The sequence below is a fragment of the Ruegeria sp. C11 genome, from assembly GCF_056537725.1.
Genome location: NZ_JBQFSB010000003.1, coordinates 191,673 through 212,396, shown reverse-complemented (window position 1 = coordinate 212,396; position 20,724 = coordinate 191,673). Strand labels below are relative to the sequence as shown.

Annotated in this window: 18 protein-coding genes; 10 read left to right on the top strand and 8 right to left on the bottom strand. The window is 58.3% G+C overall.

Annotated elements, in window-relative coordinates; all coding sequences use genetic code 11:
• The first annotated feature begins 99 nt into the window (after positions 1 to 99).
• Together ACR0NA_RS07010 and ACR0NA_RS07005 are read left to right on the top strand one after the other, a co-directional pair.
• Positions 100 to 1,878 carry an SLC13 family permease gene (locus ACR0NA_RS07010; RefSeq protein WP_480727391.1) on the top strand — a complete coding sequence of 593 codons (1,779 nt, stop codon included), beginning with the start codon at positions 100 to 102 and terminating at the stop codon, positions 1,876 to 1,878.
• Between the two features lie 99 nt (positions 1,879 to 1,977).
• Positions 1,978 to 2,724, top strand: a complete 747-nt coding sequence (locus tag ACR0NA_RS07005; RefSeq protein WP_480727389.1) for a YbaY family lipoprotein — start codon at positions 1,978 to 1,980, stop codon at positions 2,722 to 2,724.
• 11 nt (positions 2,725 to 2,735) lie between these two features.
• Here ACR0NA_RS07005 and ACR0NA_RS07000 read toward each other — a convergent pair whose 3' ends face one another.
• The 4 genes from ACR0NA_RS07000 to ACR0NA_RS06985 all read right to left on the bottom strand — a co-directional run bounded on the left by ACR0NA_RS07000 (position 2,736) and on the right by ACR0NA_RS06985 (position 7,894).
• The gene (locus ACR0NA_RS07000) at positions 2,736 to 4,397 is read right to left on the bottom strand and encodes an FAD-binding dehydrogenase (protein WP_480727387.1); all 1,662 of its coding nucleotides are present in this window, start codon (positions 4,395 to 4,397) and stop codon (positions 2,736 to 2,738) included.
• A gap of 11 nt (positions 4,398 to 4,408) precedes the next feature.
• Complete coding sequence (locus ACR0NA_RS06995; protein WP_480727385.1) at positions 4,409 to 5,266, bottom strand: bile acid:sodium symporter family protein; 858 nt, start codon at positions 5,264 to 5,266, stop codon at positions 4,409 to 4,411.
• Positions 5,267 to 5,339: 73 nt separating this feature from the next.
• Positions 5,340 to 6,074, bottom strand: a complete 735-nt coding sequence (locus tag ACR0NA_RS06990) for a glutamine amidotransferase (protein WP_480727383.1) — start codon at positions 6,072 to 6,074, stop codon at positions 5,340 to 5,342.
• A 47-nt stretch (positions 6,075 to 6,121) separates the two neighbouring features.
• A complete protein-coding gene (locus tag ACR0NA_RS06985; RefSeq protein ID WP_480727380.1) occupies positions 6,122 to 7,894 on the bottom strand; it encodes an SLC13 family permease in 1,773 nt (590 codons plus the stop codon).
• Between the two features lie 108 nt (positions 7,895 to 8,002).
• On the opposite strand from ACR0NA_RS06985, the gene ACR0NA_RS06980 reads away from it, so the two are divergent.
• Together ACR0NA_RS06980 and ACR0NA_RS06975 are read left to right on the top strand one after the other, a co-directional pair.
• Positions 8,003 to 8,743 carry a YebC/PmpR family DNA-binding transcriptional regulator gene (locus ACR0NA_RS06980; protein WP_170650874.1) on the top strand — a complete coding sequence of 247 codons (741 nt, stop codon included), beginning with the start codon at positions 8,003 to 8,005 and terminating at the stop codon, positions 8,741 to 8,743.
• Between the two features lie 191 nt (positions 8,744 to 8,934).
• Entirely contained in the window at positions 8,935 to 10,176 is a 1,242-nt protein-coding gene (locus ACR0NA_RS06975; RefSeq protein ID WP_480727377.1) for an MFS transporter, read from the top strand.
• A 43-nt stretch (positions 10,177 to 10,219) separates the two neighbouring features.
• Here the strand turns inward: ACR0NA_RS06975 and ACR0NA_RS06970 are convergent, their stop codons facing one another.
• On the bottom strand, positions 10,220 to 10,909 hold the full coding sequence (locus tag ACR0NA_RS06970) for a nitroreductase family protein (protein ID WP_480727375.1): 690 nt from the start codon (positions 10,907 to 10,909) through the stop codon (positions 10,220 to 10,222).
• A gap of 38 nt (positions 10,910 to 10,947) precedes the next feature.
• On the bottom strand, positions 10,948 to 11,832 hold the full coding sequence (locus ACR0NA_RS06965; RefSeq protein WP_480727372.1) for a LysR family transcriptional regulator ArgP: 885 nt from the start codon (positions 11,830 to 11,832) through the stop codon (positions 10,948 to 10,950).
• A gap of 87 nt (positions 11,833 to 11,919) precedes the next feature.
• Between ACR0NA_RS06965 and ACR0NA_RS06960 the strand changes: the two genes are divergently transcribed.
• The 6 genes from ACR0NA_RS06960 (at position 11,920) to ACR0NA_RS06935 (ending at position 17,885) form a co-directional block, all read left to right on the top strand.
• Positions 11,920 to 12,519: a LysE/ArgO family amino acid transporter gene (locus ACR0NA_RS06960; protein WP_480727370.1), complete on the top strand. Its 600-nt coding sequence runs from the start codon at positions 11,920 to 11,922 to the stop codon at positions 12,517 to 12,519.
• 40 nt (positions 12,520 to 12,559) lie between these two features.
• A complete protein-coding gene (locus ACR0NA_RS06955) occupies positions 12,560 to 13,468 on the top strand; it encodes a DMT family transporter (protein WP_480727368.1) in 909 nt (302 codons plus the stop codon).
• Between the two features lie 93 nt (positions 13,469 to 13,561).
• Positions 13,562 to 14,134 (top strand): choline-binding transcriptional repressor BetI, encoded by a 573-nt coding sequence (gene betI / locus ACR0NA_RS06950; RefSeq protein ID WP_170650868.1) that lies wholly within the window; start codon positions 13,562 to 13,564, stop codon positions 14,132 to 14,134.
• Positions 14,131 to 15,639 carry a choline-sulfatase gene (betC, locus tag ACR0NA_RS06945; protein WP_480727365.1) on the top strand — a complete coding sequence of 503 codons (1,509 nt, stop codon included), beginning with the start codon at positions 14,131 to 14,133 and terminating at the stop codon, positions 15,637 to 15,639. The genes betI and betC overlap by 4 nt, the downstream gene beginning before the upstream one ends.
• 89 nt (positions 15,640 to 15,728) lie before the next feature.
• Positions 15,729 to 17,387, top strand: coding sequence for a choline dehydrogenase (gene betA, locus ACR0NA_RS06940; RefSeq protein ID WP_480727363.1), 1,659 nt, complete (start codon positions 15,729 to 15,731; stop codon positions 17,385 to 17,387).
• Positions 17,388 to 17,645: 258 nt separating this feature from the next.
• On the top strand, positions 17,646 to 17,885 hold the full coding sequence (locus ACR0NA_RS06935) for an HP1242/YdcH family protein (RefSeq protein WP_480448774.1): 240 nt from the start codon (positions 17,646 to 17,648) through the stop codon (positions 17,883 to 17,885).
• A gap of 55 nt (positions 17,886 to 17,940) precedes the next feature.
• Here the strand turns inward: ACR0NA_RS06935 and ACR0NA_RS06930 are convergent, their stop codons facing one another.
• Both ACR0NA_RS06930 and ACR0NA_RS06925 read right to left on the bottom strand, forming a co-directional pair.
• Positions 17,941 to 19,341 (bottom strand): helix-turn-helix domain-containing protein, encoded by a 1,401-nt coding sequence (locus tag ACR0NA_RS06930; protein WP_480727361.1) that lies wholly within the window; start codon positions 19,339 to 19,341, stop codon positions 17,941 to 17,943.
• A gap of 89 nt (positions 19,342 to 19,430) precedes the next feature.
• Positions 19,431 to 20,636, bottom strand: coding sequence for a multidrug effflux MFS transporter (locus tag ACR0NA_RS06925; RefSeq protein WP_480727358.1), 1,206 nt, complete (start codon positions 20,634 to 20,636; stop codon positions 19,431 to 19,433).
• Between the last annotated feature and the right edge of the window lie 88 nt (positions 20,637 to 20,724).

Here is a 20,724-nt window from a genome sequence, read left to right as displayed (position 1 = left end):
CAAAGCTAAAGTAAGCTGAGGCTTGCCCGCAGCCGCGCAATACGTGAAACTGGCTGCAGGGCGCTTGTGCCAGAACAGGGTTCGGACAGAATACCACGAATGGACTTCCTTCAATTGACAGATACTGGCAGCGCGATATTGGCGCTGTGCATTGTCGGGGGCATGTTCGTGATGTTCATGCGCGAAACCTATCCGACCGAGGTTGTGGCCATCTCGGGTGTCGCATTGATGATGATGACCGGTATTTTGCCCTACCAAAATGCGCTGGTCGTTCTTTCAAACCCGGCTCCTTGGACGATTGCCGCCATGTTCATCATCATGGGGGCATTGGTCAGAACTGGCGCGCTGGATGCTTTTACGTCGGTTGCCCAGAAGCAGGCACAGGTCAATCCAAGGATCGCAATCGGGCTGCTGATGGGTTTTGTTATCATCGCGTCTGCTGTGGTTTCGAATACTCCTGTGGTCGTTGTTATGATTCCGGTTTTCGTGCAAATCGCCCGCACGCTGAACCTTCCGGCCTCAAAGCTTTTGATCCCGCTCAGCTATGCGGCGATATTGGGCGGGACACTGACCCTTATTGGTACGTCAACTAACCTGCTGGTCGATGGTGTGGCACGGGCACAGGGTTTGCCTGCCTTCTCGATCTTTGAGGTCACCCCGCTTGGGATCGCCGTGGTGATCTATGGCATGGTTTATCTGCGGTTCATTGCGCCGCATCTTCTGCCCGAGCGGGACAGTATGGCGAGCATGCTCAGCGACCGGTCGAAGATGAAGTTCTTTACCGAGGCGGTCATACCCCCCGACAGCAACCTGATCGGGCGCGAAGTTACGGGGGTGCAGTTGTTCAAACGTCAGGGTGTTCGTCTGATCGATGTGATCCGCGGCGACGAATCCCTGCGTCGCAACCTGAAGGGGGTAGCGCTGCGGGTCGGCGACCGCGTCGTTTTACGGACCCAGATGACCGAACTTCTGAGCCTTCAGAGCAACCCGGAACTCAAGCGTGTTGACCAAGTGTCCGCCGTGGAAACCAAAACCGTCGAGGTGCTGATAACGCCGGGCTGCCGCATGATCGGCCGGACATTGGGTGCGATGAGGTTGCGCCGCCGCTATGGCGTGTATGTTCTGGCCGTGCATCGGCGTAATCAGAACATCGGGCGGCAACTGGACGAATTGGTGGTCCGGGTGGGCGACACGCTGCTGCTGGAGGGATCTCCTGCCGATATTCAGAAACTGGCCGCCGATATGGATATGGTCGAGGTTGCGCAGCCTTCGGGGCGTGCGTACAGGCGCAGCCATGCGCCGATTGCCATTGCGTCGCTGATCGGAATTGTTCTGCTGGCTGCCTTGGGTGTGGCGCCGATCCTGATGCTTTCGATCATTGCCGTGGCCGTTGTGCTGGCGACCCGCTGCATAGACGCAGATGAGGCGTTTTCTTTTGTCGAGGGTCGGCTGCTGGCCCTGATTTTTGCAATGCTGGCCATCGGGGCCGCGCTGGAAAGCTCGGGTGCGGTCGAACTGATAATCAACGCTATCGCCCCGTCGCTTGGTATGCTGCCGCCCTTCCTGATTGTCTGGGCTGTGTACCTGCTGACCTCCGTTCTGACGGAACTGGTGTCGAATAACGCGGTTGCCGTTGTTGTCACCCCGATTGCCATCGGGCTGGCGCAGGCGGTTGGCGTCGATCCGCGCCCGCTTGTGATTGCGGTTATGCTGGCGGCTTCGGCCTCATTCGCGACGCCCATCGGATATCAGACCAACATGCTGGTATATGGCCCCGGCGGGTACAGATTCATGGATTTCATGAAGGTAGGTATCCCCCTCAATCTGACGGTCGGCCTGCTGGCATCGTTGCTGATCCCGTTGATCTGGCCGCTTTGATCAGCGGCGCATTACCGCCGACAGTTGTCCGAACAGCTTGAAAATTCAAACTTTCTTACGATCTTGTTTGGTAACAGGATCTGAAAGGGTGAGTTTGTCATGCGTAAATCCGCACTGGGTATTGCCACTTTGGCTGGTCTACTGATCGCAGTTGCAGGCCAGGATGGTGCAGTCGCAGGAACCGTGCAGGGATCGGCGACCTATCGCGAACGTATTGCGCTGCCACCAGACGCCACCTTGGTCGTCGAGCTTCAGGACGTGTCCCGTGCCGACGCGCCTGCGGTTACACTGTCCGCACAGCGATATTCGCTGAGCGCGGTGCCTGCGGCCTATCAACTGACCTATGACGATGCTCTTGTACGGGACGGGATGCGGTATGTCGTCAGAGGGTCAATCTATGACGGGCGAAAGCTGCTGTTCACCACGGATACCGCCTATCCGGTGTTGACGGATGGTGCTGGAAATCAGGCCGATCTGGTTCTTGTTCAGGTCAGCAATCAGGGACAGGCGATGCTTGAGAATACCAAATGGATCGCGACGGAATGGGGTGGTGAGGCACCTGATACCGACAAGCCGCCAGAAATTTCCTTTGGTCAGGACGGCGCTTTTGGCGGCAGCGGGGGGTGCAATCGCTTTTCGGGCAAGGCCGAGATTTCCGGCAATGCCATCAATTTCCCAGACAACATGGCGGCGACACTGATGGCCTGTCCCCCGCCTTATGACGAGATCGAGCGTCAGTTCTTCAAGGCATTGCAGCGCGTAGTTACCTTTACGCGGGCGGGGAATGAACTGATCCTGACTGACGCGGCGGGCGATACTGTCCTGCGTTTCAGACTGGCGCAATAAGGGCAGGGCGGTCAGGCAACGGCCCGCGATCTGCCTGCGTTGCGGCCGGAAAAGATGCATCCGCCGAGAAATGTGCCCTCCAGCGCGTTGTATCCGTGGTACCCACCGCCGCCGAACCCTGCCACTTCACCTGCGGCGAACAGGCCCGGCACAATCTGGCCATCTGCGCCGATCATCTGGCTGTCCAGATTGGTCTGCAACCCGCCCAGTGTCTTGCGGGTCAGCACGTGTAGCTTGACCGCGATCAGGGGACCGTTGGCCGGATCGAGAAACTTGTGCGGCTTGGCGGTGCGGATCAGGCGATCCCCGCGGTAGTTGCGGGCGGCAAGAATGGCCATGATCTGGGCGTCTTTTGAAAACGGATTGTCGATCTGGGAATCACGTGCCTCGATCTGTTTACGCAAATCGGCCTCATCGATAAGACCGCCGCCTAGTTGGTTCATGCCGCTGACCAGTTCTGTCAGCGTGTTGGCCACGACAAAATCCTCGCCCTTTTCCTTGAAGGCCTCGACCGGTCCCGTCGCCTTGGCGCCCGAGAGGATGCGCTGCCGGATGACCTCTTTCCAGCTTCCCGAGGTGAAGTCGGGGTTTTGCTCTGACCCCGACAGGGCGAATTCCTTCTTGATCACCTTCTGGGTCAGAACGAACCAGCTGTATTCATAGCCCGTCTTCAGAATTTCCCTCAGGGTTGTCAGGGTGTCAAATCCCGGCAGGCATGGAGGGTTCAGCCGGTTGCCGCGCGCGTCAAACCACATGGAACTGGGGCCGGGTAGAATTCGAATGCCGTGCGCGGGCCAGATCGGGTCCCAGTTGCGCACGCCTTCGGTGTAATGCCACATACGATCGCCATTTATGACATGGCCGCCTGCTTTTTCACTGATGGCAATCATTCTGCCATCGACATGGAATGGCACACCGGCCACCATATCCTTGGGTGGTTCACCCAGGCGATCACGAGGCCAGCTTTTTCGAACCAGTTCGAAATTCCCGCCAATCCCACCGGACGTAACGATGATCGAAGGGGCATAGACCTCGAATTCACCCACCTCGTCACGATTTGTTTTTTCGCCGCGCTGTGCGGTGTCGTCAGCCAGCACTTCGCCGGATACACCCTTGGCCGTTCCGTTTTGCATAATGATGTGGCTGGTTTGATGCCGGAACTTCATCTGAATCAGACCGGCACTGACATGTTCACGCACCCGGCGGATGAAATGCTCCAGGACGCCAGGCCCTGTACCCCATGTAATGTGAAATCGCGGGACCGAATTGCCGTGACCATTGGCATAAGAACCGCCACGTTCGGCCCAGCCGACTACCGGGAACCAACGCAGCCCCATCTCGTGCAGCCATGGCCGCATTTCTCCGGCGGCGAACTCGACATAGGCCTCGGCCCATTTCTTGGGCCAATTGTCCTCATCCCGGTCGAATTGTGCGCTGCCCATCCAGTCGCGTAGGGCAAGTTCCTGACTGTCATGAATACCCATCCGGCGCTGTTCGGGGGTGTCCACCATGAACAGTCCACCAAGGCTCCAAAAGGCCTGCCCGCCCAGAAAATGCGCGGGCTCCTGATCCAGCAGGATCACCTTTTTGCCCCTGTCGCCCAGTTCCGCCGCCGCTGCAAGGCCCGCCAGGCCACCTCCGACAACGATCGCATCTGCTGTATTTGCGGTCATGAAGCGTCCTTTCAGCGGTTTCGGAACCAGATGAGGAATGGGATGGCCACGGCATACATGGTGATGCCGTAAACGGCCGAGGGCAGGGCCAGTGGGCTGAATCCGGTTGTTGTGCCAGTGATCAGTGCGCCCAGCGTAATTCCAAGGGCCGAATTCTGAATTCCGGTTTCGATTGAGATTGTCTTGCTCTCGTTCCACGACAGGTTTGCGGCGCGTGAAATCGCCAGACCTATCAAAAGCAGAGCGACATTGAGTGTGATCAACCCGGCCCCCATGACGCCAAGGTTGTCGACAAACAGCTGCCAGTTCCCAGCAAGGGCTGCGATCACGATGAGGACGAAAAGGGCCGTGGCCAGTTTTGAAAGCGGCCCGTCGATCCTCAGTGCGAAATCTCTGGAGAAATGCCGAAGGCTGACGCCGATTGCCACGGGCAGTGTGGTGATCAGGAACATTGCAAAGGCCAGCCCGCTTATCGAAACCTCTGGTGCTTGCTCGCCCATGAAATGATTGATCGACCAAGAGGCCAGAAAGGGAACTGTCACCATCGACAACAGGCTGATGACGGCGGTCAGGCTGACGGACAACGCCACATCACCCTTTGCCAGTTTCGACAGGATGTTGCTGGTTACACCACCCGGGCAAAAACTGAGCAGCATGAAGCCGACGGCGATTTCAGGCGGCAGCGAAAACAGTTTTACGACAGCAAACGCCACAACAGGCAACAGGGCGACCTGACTGAGTGCACCGATGGCAAAAGGATAGCGTCGGGTCAGAACGCGGCGAAAATCGCCTGCCTCCAGACCGACGCCCAGAGACAGCATGATGATGGCCAGCGACAGGGGCAGGCCCACATTGATCAGAAAGTCCAAAAACAACCCCTCCCAAAGTCGTTTCTGGTCAGATTAGGCGAGGGGGTCGGGATCAGGCAACAGCGCCGTTAGGTCACCCATAGCGTTCGGCAAACCGCCGCAGAATTTCGCCGGGTTGGGTGACGTCAGCCGAATGGCACGCTTCAATCAGCTCTTGTGCATCCTCAGGCGGGAAATAGCCGTGATCCTTGTAGATATTGATACGCTGTTCAAAATCTCGGGCATCCGCCTCGGGATGAAACTGGGTGGCATAGACGTTTTGCCCCCAGCGGATCATCTGGAACGGACAAGGCTCAGAGGAAATCAGATGGATGCAGCCGTCGGGCAGGGCCTGCACGGCTTCTTTGTGGCCGACAAAGGCTTCGAATACCGGCTGCAATCCATCGGTCAGCGGGTCTGATGCCGCGTTCTCTGTCAGGTGGCAAATCGAAGGACCTACCGGTTCGCCGTATCGTGCCTTGCTGACTTCGCCGTCCAGATGCGCCGCCAGTATGCCCAAACCATAGCAGCACCCCATGAACGGATGATCGGCCTGCGTTATCTGTGGCATTAGGCCCATGATCGCGTTTTCGATCCGGGTATCCAGCGGTGACTTTTTCTCGGGATCGTCGCTGACGCATCCCGGGCCACCGCCAACGATCACGCCAGCGTAGTCGGTGACATTCAGGCCATCAGGCAGATCCTCGCAATCCAGACGGATGCGATGCACACGGTCCGGTGACAATCCGCATTTGTCCAGAATGGACACGAACTCGGCGTCGGCGGCATCCGTTTCCGGGCGAAGCTGCAGGATCAGAAAGCGTTTCATGGCCTGCCCTTATCCTGCAGAACAGAGGTTTGGCAATATGGCGCGGGTCACAGCGGCCAGAACAGCAGTATGGCCGGGATGGAAACCGCGACGATGAGAATTTCCAGCGGCAGCCCCATGCGCCAGTAATCGCCGAACTGATAGCCGCCGGGGCCAAGGATCAGCGTGTTGTTCTTGTGACCGATTGGGGTCAGGAACGCCGCCGAGGCTGCAACCGCCACGGCCATAAGGAAGGGATCGGGCGAAACCTCCAATGTGCGGGCCATCTGAATGCCGACCGGGGCTGCGACAATGGTGGTGGCTGTGTTGTTCAGCACATCTGACAGGGTCATCGTTACGATCATCAGGACGGTCAGGATCGCCCACGCCGGCAGTCCGGCCGTCAGCGACACCAAAGCACCCGCGATCAGTTCGGTGCCACCAGAGGTTTCCAGTGCTGTTCCAAGAGGAATCATCGAACCCAGCAGGACCACTACGGGCCATTCGATCTGGTCATAGATCTGGGCAATTGGCAGGATTTTGGTCAGTACATATCCGATCACCACCAGTCCCAGCGCAATCGGCAGATAGATCAGACCGATGCTGGCGGCCAGAACGGCGGCCGCAAACAGTCCGATGGCCAGCCACGCCTTGTCGTTGGCGGTCACGGCCAGTCCGCGCTCGGCCAGGGGCAGGCAGCCCAGCCATTCGGTCACGTCCGGTCCCCGGTCGCGCGGGCAGAGCAGCAGCAGGATGTCACCCGGCTCGACTTCGGTCTTGCGAACCTGATTGGTGATGCGGCGGCCCTGACGCGAGATACCCATCAGCACCGTGCTTTGACGCCATGACAGTCCCAGCGCCTGTGCTGTCCGGCCCGTGATGCGGGCGCTTTCCGGAACGACGACCTCGATAACCTCAAGCCCGTCACCTGCGGCTGTCAGTAATTCCTGCCGTCTTGTATCCGAAAAATCCAGTTTGAGCGCCGATCGGAATTCATCCAGTGCCTCAGGCGTCGCCTCCAACACCAAGGCGTCTCCTTCACGCAGGATCGCATTGGCGGCGCGGCCATACCGGCGTTTTCCATCGCGGATCAGGCCAATGATCGCGACGTCTGTCTTTTCGGCGGTTTCATCCAGCTCGGCTACGCGCTGGCCGATTTGTGCGGACTCGGCCGGAATCGTCAGTTCCGCGATGTATTCCGCAAGGGCCTCGGACGTGTCGGCCTGCGCACCCCGATCCGGGATCAGGCGCCAGCCGATCAGGGCAACGAAAACCAGACCCGCAATTGCCGCCAAACCGCCGACCGGGGCGAAATCGAACATGTGGTACGGCTCACCCAGTGCCTCGCCCCGTATCGACGCGATGATGATGTTTGGCGGCGTGCCGATCAGGGTTGCCATGCCGCCAAGGATTGTTGCGAAACTCAGCGGCATCAGGGTCAGCCCTGCCGCGCGGCCAGCCTTGCGGGCTGTCTGGATATCGACCGGCATCAGCAGCGCCAAAGCGGCGACATTGTTCATAAAGGCCGACAGGACTGCCCCGATGCCACCCATCAGTGCGATATGCGCGCCCAGCCCGCGTGAGGCATCGACAAGCGTCCGGGTGATCATGAAAACAGCGCCTGAACGCACCAGCCCCGCCGAAACCACCAGAACCAGAGCGACCACAATGGTTGCGGGATGGCCAAACCCGGCAAAGGCATGGTCCACCGGGACGACCCCCAGCACCACACCAATCATCAGGGCGGTAAATGCCACAAGATCGTATCGAAAGCGCCCCCACAGCAGCAGCGCAAAAACGGAAAGAAACAGCGTAAACAATATGATCTGATCTGTCGTCATGCGCCCACCATAGCCACCGGACCTGTCACGGCAAGCCGATCTCTTGATCCCCGGCCCCGCAAACGTCTATATGAGCGCCGAAACACGCAATCATCACGAGGACGCAACATGGCCGGCCATTCCAAATGGGCCAACATCCAGCACCGCAAGGGGCGTCAGGACGCCGCGCGGTCCAAACTGTTTTCCAAATTGTCGAAAGAGATCACCGTCGCCGCCAAGATGGGTGACCCCGATCCCGAAAAGAACCCGCGCCTGCGTCTGGCGGTGAAAGAGGCCAAGTCGAACTCGGTCCCCAAGGACGTGATCGACCGGGCGATCAAGAAATCCGTTGCCGGCGAAGGCGATGACTACGAAGAAATCCGGTATGAGGGCTATGGCCCCAACGGCGTAGCGGTAATCGTTGAGACGATGACCGACAACCGTAACCGGACAGCCTCGACCGTGCGCTCGACCTTTTCCAAGAACGGCGGCAATCTGGGCGAGACCGGATCGGTCGGTTTCATGTTCGAACGTAAGGGAGAGGTCGTTTTCCCCGCAACCGCGGGCGATTCAGACGCTATCTTTGAAGCGGCTATCGAAGCGGGCGCCGAAGATGTCGAAAGCTCGGAAGATGGTCACGTCATCTGGTGTGCGGATACCGATCTGAACGACGTATCTGGCGCGCTTGAAGCCGCACTTGGTGAATCAGAGTCAACCAAACTGGTCTGGAAACCCACTACAACCACTGAACTGGGTCTGGAAGACATGCAACGGCTGATGAAGCTGGTCGACGCGCTAGAAGATGACGACGACGTACAGCGTGTGACGACCAATTTCGAAGCATCTGACGAGGTCATGGCGCAACTCTGAAGCGTCCAGACACCGTTCTGCAGAAAGCCCGGCAATCGCCGGGCTTTTTCATTTCTTGGCCGAATGGTTCGAACTTTGTACCTTGTGGGTAGGTTCAGGTATTTCGAGAGGGTTGATTTGGTGGAAAAAAGTAAGCGCAACTGGTTGGTTGGTTGATGGCCTCCGCGCCCAGAAAGTTCGAGCGACGCAACATGTCCGCTTTGACAAGTCAAAGCGTTCTGTCACAGGTCGCCTGGACAATGGGCAGCCCATCGGTCGTTATGCCGTTTCTTGCGGTATCGCTTGAACTGCCGATGATACTGGCCGGAGCGCTGGTTTCGATCCGCAAGCTGGGCAGCATGATCGGGGATGTATTTCTGGCTGACGCAATCGCCGCGAAATCCGAGAAAAAGCGCGCCTTGGCGATGTGCGAGATTGCAATCGGCGCATGTCTTCTGCTGGCAGTGATTGTCGCCGCGACGGGCAACATGATCTTGGTGGCCATCGCTTTTGTTGCCGCGTTCTTCATGATCGGTCTGATCGAAGAAATTCAGGGGCTGATGCTGGTGGATTTCCTCAGCAACCACCTCAATTCCAACGCGCGAATCTGGCAGCACTACCTGCAACTTGGGCTCGGCGGTGTGGGGGCGATTGCCCTGACACTGGTGGTGCATGAAATCACCAAAGGCCAGCCGCCGTTTCAACGTCATTCCGCCGTGGTGGCTATTGCCACGGTTTGTTTCCTCGTGTCGGCTGTTTTTGTGATGGCGGTTCGCGAACTGGCGGGTGCCAGTTCTGAAAAAGTCGAAACTCCCAGATCACCAAGGACGACAGTCACCTCTTTTCTGTCGGATGCGCGGACGCTGTTTGGTGAAAGCTGGTTTCGCAAATACCTTGCGATGCGCCTGCCGCTGGTGGTGGTCGCCCTTGCCGTCCCGTTCTTTGCCCTGATCGCGGCTGAATCGCATCACAGCTCAGCGAGAGGGATGACAGCGCTGATCATCTCGTCTGCTGCCGGATATCTGGTGGCCGCGCCGTTGTGGCACGTTGTAAACATGAAATCCCATCAGGTGGTGATGATCACCGGGTCGCTACTGGTCGCGGGGACAGGTCTGGCCTTGATCCTGATGCACTTTGGCGGGCTTGACCACGATGTGCGGGCGCATTCGATTGCCCTTTTTGTGGCCACTATCGCGGTGACCGGCGCGGGCGGTGCGCGCAAGCTGTACTTTATGGACATCGCGCCAGAGGATCAGCGCATCAAGGCATCTGCCGTGATCAAAAGCGTATCCAGGCTATCTGCCGTAATCGTGGGCGCCGGACTGGCTGCAGTTGCCCACAGTCAGGAAGTGATCTGGGCTATCGTATTCATCGTCGCCGCAAGTGTTTTTGCGGCCTATGCCTGCAGCCGTTTCGTAGCACCGCACCCGAAACACAAGGAAGCTGCCCGCTAGGGGCTTTGGGCAGTTCGCATAAATTTATCGATCATACCCTTGATCAGAAAAACGACGAAATCTCCTCCAAAGGTTTCTTCAGCTTAGCGACTGAAGGCACCGTGGCATTGTCGGCAGGATGGCCGACCGCAATGATCATCGTGGGCTTTTCCGAGGCCGGTCGGTCCAGCGCCGCGTTCAGAAAACGCATCGGGTTCGGCGTGTGAGTCAGCGTGCAAAGGCCCGCGTGATGCAGGGCCGCCAGCAAAAAACCGGTGGCGATGTTCACGCTTTCCGGCACGTAATAGTTCTTGTATCGGGTTCCGTCCTCGAACTGACCCCAACGCTGGGCGAAAACGACGATCAGCCACGGGGCGACGGTCAGGTGTTCCTTGACCGCATTGGTGCCGATCGGTTCCAGCGCCTTGATCCATTCGTCACCGGCACCACCCTCATAAAACCGCTGCTCTTCTTCCTCGGCTTCTTCTCGAATTCGCTGTTTCAAAGCCTGATCCGAGATGGCGGCAAAATGCCAGGGTTGATGATTTGCACCTGACGGGGCGGTACCGGCAGTGCGAATGCAGGTTTCAATCACCTCGCGCGGGACGTCGCGGGATGAATAGTCCCGAACCGTGTGCCGCTTGCGCATGACATCGTAAAAGGCACGCGCTTCGGCAATCATTTCTGCGTCCGGCAGGTCATTGCGATCCGGAAGCGGTATCGGGTCATAGTTGAGCGCGTCGCGGGTGAACATTGCAATACTCCGGTTTGTTCTGGCCTGATCCAATCGGGTTACGCGCGGATCAGGTCCTTGGCTGAGGCACTTTTGACGGCCTTCGTCAAAGGTGCAAGTGCTGTCGCCATGATGCGGCCAACTTGCCACGTCAGCGGAACGTCCAGCGGCGTGTCGGGCAACAGAACCTGCAATCTGTTGTCCTTTATGGCTTGCCGAACCAGAGATTCAGGGTTCATGCCCCATCCCAGTCCCGCACAGGCGGCATCGACAAAGGCGTGTGTCGAGGGCAGGAAATGGGAGGGTGGAGAGATGCGCGGATCAAAGTTATTTGCAAGCCAGGTCTTTTGCAGATTGTCCTTGCGATTGAATGTCATGCAAGGCGCAATTGACAGCGTCTCAGCGGTTACGCCATCCCGAAACCACTTGCGAGCAAAGCCAGGATTGCAGGTGGCAAGATACCTCAGTGTACCCAGCGGAACAGCATCACACCCGGTGACGGGCTGGCCGCCAACGGTAACCGCTGCGCTGACCTCGCCGCGTCTCAGCCAGTCGGCCGAATGGTCCTGATCGTCGATGACCAGATCAAACAGCAGGTCCGGGACCGCTGCCATGGCAGTGACAAACCAGGTGGCAAGGCTATCGGCGGGAACGGCAACTTTGACACGGGCTGAACCCGGTCCGTTCTCCAGCGAAAGTTCGCGGCTGAGTTGAGCCTCAAGCAGGCCAATGTCCTCGGCGTGTTTTGCAATGCGCAGGCCCACCGCTGTACCAGTGCAGGGTGGCCCACGATGAATGAGGGAGGTTCCCACATGGTCTTCCAAGGCTTTGATGCGCTGTGAAATGGCCGAAGGGGTGACGGCCAGATCGGCGGCAGCGGCATCAAAGCTGCCCAGCCGCAGAATCGCCGACAGGGTGGCCAGATGATTGGGGTCGAACAGCATTAGCTCAGCTTAATTTGGCTTAGGATAATTAACTGGATAAATCCGTGCGCACCCAATAGTCAACTCGGGCAATCAGTCGGAGGCCACATGTCAGCTACGTTCTTTCCGGGTTTCGCCCTTGGGTTCAGCCTGATTCTGGCGATCGGTGCGCAAAATGCGTTTGTCCTGCGGCAAGGCTTGCGGCGCGAGCATGTTTTTGCGCTATGCCTGACTTGCGCGATGTCAGACGCCATCCTGATTACAGCGGGTGTTGCGGGGTTTGGGGCTTTAGCGCAGGCCATCCCTCAATTCGAGCCGGTCATGAGATATGGCGGCGCTATTTTTCTGATCTGGTATGGGTTCCGCAGTCTGAATTCCGCGTGGAAGGGTGGCGCGGCCATGGATGCCGAAAAAGGGCAGAAAACCAGCCTGAAGACTGCATTGCTTATGGTTCTGGCATTCACTTGGCTGAATCCGCACGTCTACTTGGACACCGTTGTCCTGATTGGCTCGATTTCGGCGCAGTACGATGACAGGTTTGCCTTTGCGCTGGGGGCCGTCACCGCCAGTTTCACCTTCTTTTTCTCGCTGGGATATGGCGCCCGGTTGCTGGCCCCGTTTTTCACCCGCCCGCGCGCGTGGCAGGTTCTCGATGTGCTGATCGGAATAGTCATGTTGGGTATCGCATTGAAACTTGTTGCGATGTGAAGGGTTGTCCCGGCGGGCATTTAGGTGTTCAACCAGTGCCATGACAATCGCAGCTGCACAGTCCCACCCGCTAGCCGGTATGTTCTGGATGTTCGCCGCCGGGCTTTCTTTCGTTTTGATGACGGCTCTGGTCAAGTCCATGGGAACCAGCATGGACCCGATTCAAGCCGCATTTCTGCGCTACGCATTGGGTCTGGTCTTTTTGCTTCCAGCCATGCGTGCGATTCTGTCGACCCGCCTGACGCGCCGCCACATTACGATATTCGGGGTGCGCGGGGCCGTGCATGCAGTCGGGGTGATGTTGTGGTTCTTTGCCATGACACAGATCCCATTGGCCGAGGTCACGGCGATGAATTATCTGACCCCGGTTTACGTGACCATAGGCGCAGCTTTGTTTTTGGGAGAGAAACTGGCCGCACGCCGCATTGCCGCCGTTGTGGTTGCTCTTGTCGGGACGGCCATCATCCTCCGACCTGGGTTTCGTGAAGTATCAGCAGGCCATCTTGCGATGCTTGGAACCTCGCTGATGCTGGGTGGGTCGTACCTGCTGGCCAAGGTCATGGTCGAAGATATCAGGCCATCGGTTGTCGTTGCGCAACTGTCCATCTGGGTGACCATAATGCTGATTCCCTTTGCCGTCGCGGTTTGGTCGCCGCCCAGCCTGCGTGATATCGGCGTGCTGTTTCTTGTGGCCAGTTTTGCCACGGCAGGGCACTATTTCATGACGCTCGCACTGCAGGCCGCGCCGGTGGCAGTGACCCAGCCGGTTACGTTCCTGCAGCTGATCTGGGCGACCCTGCTTGGCGCACTTGTCTTTCACGAACAGGTGGATATCTGGGTGGTTTCCGGTGGTACACTCATTCTTGCAGCGGTCAGTTTCATCACCTGGCGCGAAGCCGTGTTGAACCGACGGGAAGTGACTCCACTAAGCATTGCGCCCAAACTTTGACGAGGTTTCGGCTGGGCTGAATGCGTTATTGATTGACGAGTCAATAAAATCGACATAGCGTTTAATTGCAAATGTTGTGTTGAGGAGCCAGACATGCCGAAACTCGGGATGGAGCCGATACGGCGCGACGCGATCGTCAAGGCGACGATTGCGGAACTTGGCGTGAAAAAATCCCTCGACGTGACAGTCAGCCAGATCGCCAAGCGGGCGGGGATGTCCAGTGCATTGGCGCACCATTATTTCGGTGGCAAGGATCAGATTTTCCTTGCGGCCATGCGCCGTATCCTCAGCGATTTCGGGCAAGAGGCGCGGACAGAGCTGAATGCCGCGGAACCATCCGCGCGTGCGCAGGCAATCATTCGCGCGTGTTTCGCGCCGTCCTGTTTTACTCCGGACGTCATTGCCGCCTGGATGACCTTTTATGTACTGGCGCAGACCAATGATGATGCGCTGCGGCTGTGGCAGGTTTATCAGGCGCGCATCCGGTCGAACCTGACCCATGCCTTGCGCCCTTTGTTGGATGATCCTGTTGAAGGGGCTGAAAACATGATCGCCCTGATCGACGGGCTTTATATCCGGGCTGCGCTCAGCGCACCGGAGAGGCCGGAATTGGCCGTTAACCACGCCCTGCGTGTCCTCAACACTCTCATCGAGGCCGGAAAATGACAAAACCGAACATTCTGATCCTGATGGTGGATCAGCTCAACGGAACCCTCTTTCCCGATGGTCCCGCCGAATGGCTTCATGCGCCGAACCTGAAAAAGCTGGCGGAACGTTCGACACGATTTGCCAACGCCTACACGGCCTCGCCGCTGTGTGCGCCGGGCCGGGCGAGCTTTATGTCGGGTCAGTTGCCGTCACGTACCGGCGTCTATGACAATGCCGCCGAGTTTCGCAGCGATATACCCACCTATGCCCACCATCTGCGTCGTGCGGGGTATTACACCTGCCTCAGCGGCAAGATGCATTTCGTCGGCCCGGATCAGCTGCACGGGTTCGAGGATCGTCTGACGACCGACATTTATCCGGCTGACTTCGGCTGGACGCCTGATTACCGCAAGCCGGGTGAACGGATCGACTGGTGGTATCACAACATGGGTTCGGTCACCGGGGCGGGCGTTGCCGAAATTTCGAACCAGATGGAGTATGATGACGAGGTTGCCTACAACGCCAAGGCCAAGCTCTATGATCTTGCCCGCGGCAAGGATGAGCGTCCGTGGTGTGTAACCGTCAGCTTCACGCACCCGCATGATCCTTATGTGGCGCGCCGGAAGTACTGGGACCTATACGAGGATTGCGAACACCTGCTGCCAGAGGTCCCGGATCTGGGCTATGACAACCAGGACCCGCATTCCAAACGTATTTTTGACGCCAACGACTGGCGCAGCTTTGACATCACCGAAGAAGATATCCGCAAATCGCGTCGGGCGTATTTTGCAAATATCTCATATCTCGATGACAAGATTGGCGAGATATTGGAGGTGCTGGAGACGACCCGTCAGGAAGCAATCATCATGTTCGTCTCGGATCACGGCGATATGCTGGGCGAGCGGGGCCTTTGGTTCAAGATGAACTTCTACGAAGGTTCGGCACGAGTGCCACTGATGATTTCTGCTCCGGACATGCCAGCCGGTCGGATCGACACCCCGGTTTCGACAATTGACGTCACGCCGACGCTTGGGGTGCTGGCAGGGGTCGATATGGCCGAAATCGCACCCTGGACCGATGGTCACGATCTGGTGCCGCTGGCCAACGGGGCAGAGCGTTCAGAGCCGGTGGCGATGGAATATGCGGCCGAAGCATCTTATGCACCGCTGGTTTCACTGCGTTATGGAAAATGGAAATACAACCGTTGCGCGCTTGACCCTGATCAGTTGTTCGATCTGGACGCGGACCCCAACGAGTTGGACAATCTTGCCGACAATCCCGAACATGCCGGAACGCTGCAAACCCTGCAGGCAAAATCCGAGGCACGCTGGGATCTGGATCGCTTCGATGCGGATGTGCGTGCCAGCCAGGCCCGGCGCTGGGTGGTGTATGAGGCGCTGCGGCAGGGCGGCTACTACCCCTGGGATTATCAGCCGCTGCAAAAAGCATCCGAACGCTACATGCGCAATCACATGGACCTGAATACCGTCGAGGAAAGCCAGCGATATCCGCGCGGCGAATAACCTCTTCACAATATTGAAAATTACCCCATCGGAGAGAGTGAGATTTTTCGACGAAAAATCTTGACCCGGTGGGCACAGGAGACCCGAATATGGAAGCAGATTTCGTCATCGTCGGTGCAGGATCCGCCGGTTGCGCGATGGCTTATCGACTGAGCGAGGCTGGGGCCTCGGTGCTGGTGATCGAACATGGCGGCACCGATGCCGGACCGTTCATCCAGATGCCTGCGGCGCTCAGCTATCCGATGAACATGTCGCGCTATGACTGGGGCTACCAGTCCGAGCCCGAGCAGCATCTGAACAACCGACGTCTGGCCTGTCCGCGCGGTAAGGTGATCGGCGGATCGTCTTCGATCAACGGTATGGTCTATGTGCGTGGCCACGCGAGGGATTTCGACACTTGGGCCGATATGGGGGCAGACGGCTGGTCTTATGCCGACGTACTGCCCTACTACAAACGTATGGAGACATGGCACGATGGCGGCCATGGTGGCGATCCCACATGGCGCGGGACGGATGGGCCGCTGCATGTTTCGCGCGGGCCGCGTGCGAACCCGCTGTTCAAGGCTTTTGTCGATGCGGGTCAGCAGGCAGGGTACGAAGTTACCGGCGACTATAACGGTGAAAAGCAGGAAGGCTTTGGCCCGATGGAACAGACCGTCTGGAAAGGACGGCGCTGGTCTGCGGCGAACGCTTATCTGAAGCCGGCGCTCAAGCGCGACAACTGCGATATCGTCCGTGGACTCGCTTCACGCGTGGTTATGGAAAATGGCCGCGCGACGGGGGTCGAACTGGTGCGCGGCGGTAAGAAAGAGATCATCCGCGCCCGTCGCGAGGTGGTGCTGGCGGCGTCGTCGATCAACTCGCCGAAGCTTCTGATGCTTTCTGGCATAGGCCCGGCCGCACATCTGGCGGAGCACGGTATTCAGGTTGTGGCCGATCGCCCGGGTGTTGGTGCGAACCTGCAGGATCACCTGGAACTCTACATTCAGCAGGCTTCGGTTCAGCCAATCACACTCTACAAACACTGGAATCTGATCAGCAAGGGTTTGATCGGGGCGCAGTGGTTGTTCACCAAGACCGGCCTTGGCGCTTCGAACCAATTTGAAAGTGCGGCTTTCATCAGATCGAAACCCGGTGTCGAGTACCCGGACATCCAGTACCATTTCCTACCCATTGCGGTGCGCTATGATGGGCAGGCGGCGGCCGAGGGGCACGGTTTTCAGGCACATGTCGGGCCGATGCGGTCGCCGTCGCGGGGTGCTGTCACATTGCGTTCGGCGCGGGCCGAGGATGCGCCGGTCATTCGGTTCAACTACATGAGCCACGAACAGGACTGGGAGGATTTCCGCACCTGCATCCGGCTGACGCGCGAGATTTTCGGGCAAGACGCATTCAAACCCTATGTGGGCAAGGAAATTCAGCCGGGCGCGCCCGTGCAGACGGACGAGGAACTGAACGGGTTTATCGCGGAACACGCCGAAAGCGCCTATCATCCCTGCGGTACTTGCCGGATGGGCCGTGCCGATGACAAAGACGCCGTTGTCGATCCGCAAGGTCGGGTGATCGGTGTTGACGCGTTGCGCGTGGCCGACAGCTCGATCTTTCCGCAGATCACCAACGGCAACCTCAACGCGCCATCGATCATGGTGGGTGAGAAGGTCTCGGATCATCTGCTTGGAAAAGATCCGCTTTCGAAGGCGAATGATCGCCCCTGGATCCATCCTGAATGGGTGACGGCACAGCGTTAACCGATCTTAAAACCACCTGATAAACGCAGTCAGGTCAGTCGGCATTCTCAGCGGGCCTTTCCAGTTGGAAGGGTCCGTTTCATTGTTGCCGAACTGTGGGAGGTTGCGGACGTGCGGGCCCGATCACATGTTGTCTATGTGTGTGCCGCATATGCTGAAACCTGTGCAAAATCTGCTTTGTTTTGATCCCGGTCAAAGCGTGTTGGGCGCATCGTATTTACGAATTGGCTGCAACACACAGATCAGGAGCGAACACAAATGTCCCACACCCCGCATGAACTGGCCGAAGAGTTTCCGGACAAGGCTGAACTGATGAGCCAGCTCAAGCAATCGGATGCCCATTTTTCCCGGCTGGCAGACGAGTATCACGAAATCAATCGCACCGTTCACCGTGCCGAAACCAATGTCGAGCCCATGGAGGAATTGGCCGAGGTTGAGCTTCGAAAAAAGCGCGCGGCCCTCAAGGATGAGATCTGGGCCATTCTGTCCAAAGCCTGACATGCGTTGACCCGCAAAAGGGCCGCGGCAACTGCGGCCCTGTAACCCTTCCGGATCAGGTGACTTCGTAGGGCAGGGTCCCGCGCGTATGCGCATCGATGGTCAGGCGTCGTTCCAGCGGCGGGACGGAGCGCTGGTGGCAGGTTTTGCGTTCGCAAATCCGGCAGGAAATACCAATCGGTTCGTAGGCGCTTGCGTTGTTGGTGTCCAGATTGTCGGCATAGACCAGCGCCTCGGCATGGCGCACCTCGCACCCCAGTGCAATTGCATAGCGGCGCACGGGGCTTCCGAACGAACCACCCGATTTCGACACATCCCGCGCCAGAGAGATATAGCGAACCCCGTCCGGGGTTTCGGCCAGTTGTCGTAAAAAGTGCCCCGGCGTTTCAAAGGCGCGGTGAACGTTCCACAGCGGGCAGGCCCCGCCAAAGCGGGCGAATTGCAGGCGCGTGGCAGAGTGACGCTTGGTGATGGTGCCCGCCTGATCCACCCGGACGAAAAAAAACGGGATACCCTTGGCGCCGGGCCTTTGCATCGTGGACAGGCGATGCGCCACCTGTTCAATCGATGCGCCGAACCGGTTGCTGAGCAACTCAAGATCGTGGCGGTATTCCTGCGCCGCTGCCAGAAAGCTGCCATACGGCATGAGGGATGCGCCCGCGAAGTAATTCGCAAGGCCGATTTTAGCGATCGAGCGGGCTTCGTCGCTTTGGAAGCGGGCAAAATCAAGCGTGGCTTCCAGCAATTGGTCCTGACTTATCAGGGCGACCTGCAACAGCAACTGAAACACCTGTGTCTGCGGTGCCGTGCGAGAGGAGAGCACAAGTTTCTTGTTCTGCGCGTCATAGCTTCGCAGAATTTCAGTGTCCGAAAAATCGACCTGCACACCGCGGTCGGACAGGCTGGTCAACGCGGCCTCGCGAATGCCGCCGGACCCGTCGGCGCGCTCGGCAAATCGTTCAGCGGCGCGGTCAACAGCGTCGATATAGTTGTCGCAATAGTGGAAAAAGTCGCGGACCTCTTCCCACGGGCTTGCCTGAATGCGCGCGTCTTCGCGCCCCAGCGCCTCGTCCAGCGAGGCGAGGCGTTCGTGGGTCTGGCGATAGTTGCGATGAAGCTCGATAAAGGCACGCGCCAGCGCCGGTGCGTTTGAAGCAGTCAGACGAAGATCGGCAACCGGTGGCATTGTGTCGGCAAAGATCGGGTCGGCCAGTGCCTCGCGCATATCTGAGACCAGCCGTTCGCTGTCGCCGGTGCTGAGCTCGGTGACATCAAGCCCGAATTCCTGCGCCAGCGCCAGCACGACCGTCGTGGAGACCGGTCGGTTGTTGTTTTCCATCTGGTTGAGGTAGGGCAGCGAAACACCAAGCTTGGCGGCAAAATCCTTTTGCTTGAGTGTCAGGCGATTGCGGATTTCGCGCAGCTTGGCGCCGGCATACAGTTTCTGGGTGGCCATGGCTTGTCTTTGCAGATTTACACACCGCCAAGGCTAGCTTTGCAAACTGCCCTGCGCAAGCGATCTTGCGCGCCCAAAGGGCCCTTTGGTTAAAGCCCCAGCTGCCGTTCCCGCCAGATCACCACCTGGATCGCCACAATGCCCATCACCGATGTGGCAAGCATCAGCCATAGCAGGGGTAAGGCGCCGGTCTCGACGGTCAGCAGCGCCCCCGCAAGCGCGCTGAGTGCGGCGCCGCCGCCCAGCATGATCGCGCCGCTCAGGCCCGAAGCCGTAGCAGCAAGATGCGGACGCACCGAGAGCGATCCGGCAGTGGCGTTCGGAATGGACATCCCGTTACCTAACCCCACAAAGGTCATGAAGCCGAAGAAACTGATCGCCGAGCCAAGGCCTGCCAGCATGATCAGAACCGAAATAGCAACGCCGATGGCGTTCATCCAGCATCCCCAAAGCACCATTCGGTTCACGCCATAGCGCACCGAATACCGGCCGCTGATGAAGTTGCCGAAGAAATATCCGACTGCCGGAGCCCCGAAATAGATGCCGACCTCGGCAGGGTTCATGCCAAACACTTCGGTTCCCACAAACGGTGCGCCGCCAAGATAGGCGAAGAATGCACCGGAGGAAAAAGCCGACGCCAGTGCATATCCCCAAAAACGAGGCGAGGTCAGAAGTTCGGGATATTCGCGGAACTGCTGTACCAGTGTCTTGCCGCTTTTGTGCGATGTTTCGCCAAAGTCCACAAACACCAGCAGCAGCGTCAACGCGCCCAGGCCGAACAGCAGCCAGAAGTTTGCCTGCCAGCCAAAGCCTTCGTCCAGCAGACCGCCGATCGCGGGGCCGACCATGGGGACCACCGCCATGCCCATAGTCACATAACCGATCATCGAAGCGGCCTTGTCCTGTTCGTACATGTCGCGGACTGCGGCACGGCTTAGCACGATACCGACGGCGATGACGGCCTGACACATCCGAAAGAACAGGAACACTTCTGCATTTGGCGCGTAAATGCACCCCAGTGTGACCAGCAGGAAAAGGCCCAGCCCCCACAGAATGACCGGCCGACGCCCGGCCTTGTCCGCAATGGGGCCGATCAGGATTTGCATGATGGCATTGACCGCCAGATACAGTGCCACGGAAAGTTGCAGAACTTTGTAATCGGCCTGAAAATAAGTCGCCATGTTGGGCAGGCTGGGCAGGAATACGTTCATGCCCAGTGCCGACAGCCCGGACAGCAAAATAAGTGTCGCAAGTGTCGGGGGGCTGCGACGCGCCTGTGTGGAACTGAACTGCATGGTTTGCATTTAAGGCAGGGGAAAGATCATTGCTATGCCTGCGAATGTGTTAAAGTGTTAATTAACAAATTTGCAATTAGCTGTTGAG

What these genes read in the sequence shown, in the direction of transcription:
- ACR0NA_RS07010 (WP_480727391.1), top strand. Translation starts at nt 100, where the DNA reads ATGGACTTCCTTCAATTGACAGATACTGGCAGCGCGATATTGGCGCTG.
- ACR0NA_RS07005 (WP_480727389.1), top strand. Translation starts at nt 1,978, where the DNA reads ATGCGTAAATCCGCACTGGGTATTGCCACTTTGGCTGGTCTACTGATC.
- ACR0NA_RS07000 (WP_480727387.1), bottom strand. Translation starts at nt 4,397, where the DNA reads ATGACCGCAAATACAGCAGATGCGATCGTTGTCGGAGGTGGCCTGGCG.
- ACR0NA_RS06990 (WP_480727383.1), bottom strand. Translation starts at nt 6,074, where the DNA reads ATGAAACGCTTTCTGATCCTGCAGCTTCGCCCGGAAACGGATGCCGCC.
- ACR0NA_RS06985 (WP_480727380.1), bottom strand. Translation starts at nt 7,894, where the DNA reads ATGACGACAGATCAGATCATATTGTTTACGCTGTTTCTTTCCGTTTTT.
- ACR0NA_RS06980 (WP_170650874.1), top strand. Translation starts at nt 8,003, where the DNA reads ATGGCCGGCCATTCCAAATGGGCCAACATCCAGCACCGCAAGGGGCGT.
- ACR0NA_RS06975 (WP_480727377.1), top strand. Translation starts at nt 8,935, where the DNA reads ATGTCCGCTTTGACAAGTCAAAGCGTTCTGTCACAGGTCGCCTGGACA.
- ACR0NA_RS06970 (WP_480727375.1), bottom strand. Translation starts at nt 10,909, where the DNA reads ATGTTCACCCGCGACGCGCTCAACTATGACCCGATACCGCTTCCGGAT.
- ACR0NA_RS06965 (WP_480727372.1), bottom strand. Translation starts at nt 11,832, where the DNA reads ATGCTGTTCGACCCCAATCATCTGGCCACCCTGTCGGCGATTCTGCGG.
- ACR0NA_RS06960 (WP_480727370.1), top strand. Translation starts at nt 11,920, where the DNA reads ATGTCAGCTACGTTCTTTCCGGGTTTCGCCCTTGGGTTCAGCCTGATT.
- ACR0NA_RS06955 (WP_480727368.1), top strand. Translation starts at nt 12,560, where the DNA reads ATGACAATCGCAGCTGCACAGTCCCACCCGCTAGCCGGTATGTTCTGG.
- betI (WP_170650868.1), top strand. Translation starts at nt 13,562, where the DNA reads ATGCCGAAACTCGGGATGGAGCCGATACGGCGCGACGCGATCGTCAAG.
- betC (WP_480727365.1), top strand. Translation starts at nt 14,131, where the DNA reads ATGACAAAACCGAACATTCTGATCCTGATGGTGGATCAGCTCAACGGA.
- betA (WP_480727363.1), top strand. Translation starts at nt 15,729, where the DNA reads ATGGAAGCAGATTTCGTCATCGTCGGTGCAGGATCCGCCGGTTGCGCG.
- ACR0NA_RS06935 (WP_480448774.1), top strand. Translation starts at nt 17,646, where the DNA reads ATGTCCCACACCCCGCATGAACTGGCCGAAGAGTTTCCGGACAAGGCT.
- ACR0NA_RS06930 (WP_480727361.1), bottom strand. Translation starts at nt 19,341, where the DNA reads ATGGCCACCCAGAAACTGTATGCCGGCGCCAAGCTGCGCGAAATCCGC.
- ACR0NA_RS06925 (WP_480727358.1), bottom strand. Translation starts at nt 20,636, where the DNA reads ATGCAGTTCAGTTCCACACAGGCGCGTCGCAGCCCCCCGACACTTGCG.